This window comes from Caballeronia sp. M23-90 (assembly GCF_053574605.1).
This window is the reverse complement of record NZ_JBSIPA010000756.1, coordinates 1-1,738: the sequence shown is the minus strand read 5'-3', so window position 1 is coordinate 1,738 and position 1,738 is coordinate 1. Positions and strand designations below refer to the sequence as shown.

Annotated in this window: 3 protein-coding genes; all 3 read right to left on the bottom strand. The window is 60.2% G+C overall.

Annotation, left to right across the window (positions count from 1 at the left end; genetic code table 11):
* Positions 1 to 208: hypothetical protein (locus ACRXB1_RS35550; RefSeq protein WP_449494714.1), on the bottom strand; the 208-nt coding region annotated here is incomplete at its 3' end.
* 21 nt (positions 209 to 229) lie between these two features.
* The gene (locus ACRXB1_RS35545; protein WP_075357694.1) at positions 230 to 898 is read right to left on the bottom strand and encodes a haloacid dehalogenase type II; all 669 of its coding nucleotides are present in this window, start codon (positions 896 to 898) and stop codon (positions 230 to 232) included.
* A gap of 254 nt (positions 899 to 1,152) precedes the next feature.
* On the bottom strand, positions 1,153 to 1,738 hold a 586-nt coding region (locus ACRXB1_RS35540), incomplete at its 5' end, for an aldehyde dehydrogenase family protein (RefSeq protein WP_449494713.1).

Genomic DNA, 1,738 nt, shown 5'->3' with positions numbered 1-1,738 from the left:
CGGCGGCGAGGTATCGAGCCAGTAGGAGTCGAGCTTCATCGATGCGATCCTCAAGACCTTTTACAGGCCCAGTTGCGTGGCGAGATCCGGAATGTCCTTGACTTCGGTGTACTGGTAGTAAGGCGTCATCCACGCGGCCGTCGAGCGGACCCGCGCTTGCCGATCGCAGCGGCGGCGAGGTATCGAGCCAGTAGGAGTCGAGCTTCATCGATGCGATCCTCAAGACCTTTTACAGGCCCAGTTGCGTGGCGAGATCCGGAATGTCCTTGACTTCGGTGTACTGGTAGTAAGGCGTCGACGGCTCATGGCCACGATTCACAAACGCCTTGTGCTTCACGCCCATGTCGTGCACGGTCATCAGGTCATAACGCAGGCTCGACGACACGTGCAGCACGTCTTCCGGATTGCAGCCGAGCTGCTTGAACATGTACTCGAAGCCCGGCATGCGTGGCTTGTACGACTGCGCCTGCTCGGCTGTGAACACGGCGTGAAACGGCGCGCCGAGCTTGTCGACGTTGCTCTGGATCTGGTCGTTCGACGCGTTCGAGAGAATGACGAGCTTGTACTTCTTCGCGAGGCGCGACAGGCCTTCGGGAACATCCGGATGCGGACCCCAGGTCGGCACGGCGGTGTAGAACGCTTCAGCCTTGGCTTCGTCGAACGCCACGTTCATGCGCTCGCATGCACGTCTGAACGCATTCACGATCACATCGCGATACGGCTTCCACGCGCCCAGCACTTCGTCCCGCCGATACCCGGAAAAGAACGCAATCAAGCGATCCATGTCTTCGCCCTTGAGCACGTCGCCGTACATTTCACGGGTCATGTCGGCCAGGTGAAACTTGGTCAGGGTGCCGTAGCAATCGAAGGTGATGTATTTGGGTTCGAAGTCGATCATGTTCATGGTCCTGTGGTAAAAATTAACTAAGTGGTGAATTCAGCGGACCGCGCGGTCCATCTCCAGCGTTGCGCTCCAGTGCTGCCCTGATAAGAATTTAACCAGCGCAAAAACATAGATGTTTCTTCATTCGGGCGCGCCAAAAATACAAAGATGCGTTTTTGAGGTGCTGCGACAGCAGAGTCTGCGGCGTTGTTTCGAAGACTGCCTCGGCATCGGGCTTCACCCGCGGACACCGGGCCTTGCGTCTCGCGTTACTGGCGCAGATCGATCAGCACGCTCTTGAAGCGCAGATTGGCTTCGTAAGCCTGGCGTCCGAGATCCTTGCCGATCCCCGAGCGCTTGTAGCCACCGGTCGGGATCATGAAATCCGCGCTCCGGCCATAACGGTTCACCCACACCGTGCCCGCTTCCAGACCTCGCACGAAGCGCAGCGCACGGCCAAGGTCCGCCGTGTGCACGCCGGCGGCGAGACCATATTCGGGGTGCTGCGCAAGTTCCAGCGCTTCGGCTTCCGTGTCGAATGTCTGCAGCGTCAGCACCGGACCGAAGATTTCCTCGCGCACGGCTTCCGACGACGACGTGACATCCGTAAGCAAGGTTGGGCGATAAGACGCGCCTTCGCGTGTCCCGCCGCATTGCAGCGTGGCGCCCGCAGCAACTGTGCGTCCGACAATCGATTCGATGCGCGCCGTCTGCGGTTCCGAGATGATCGGCGCGAGCGTCGTGCCGGCGCTCCAGGTGTGACCCGCCTTCAGCTCGGAGAAAACTTTCTGGATCCGCTCGGCAAGCGGTTCGGCAAGCGCGCGCTCGACCAGCAGGCGCGAGCCCGCAGATCGA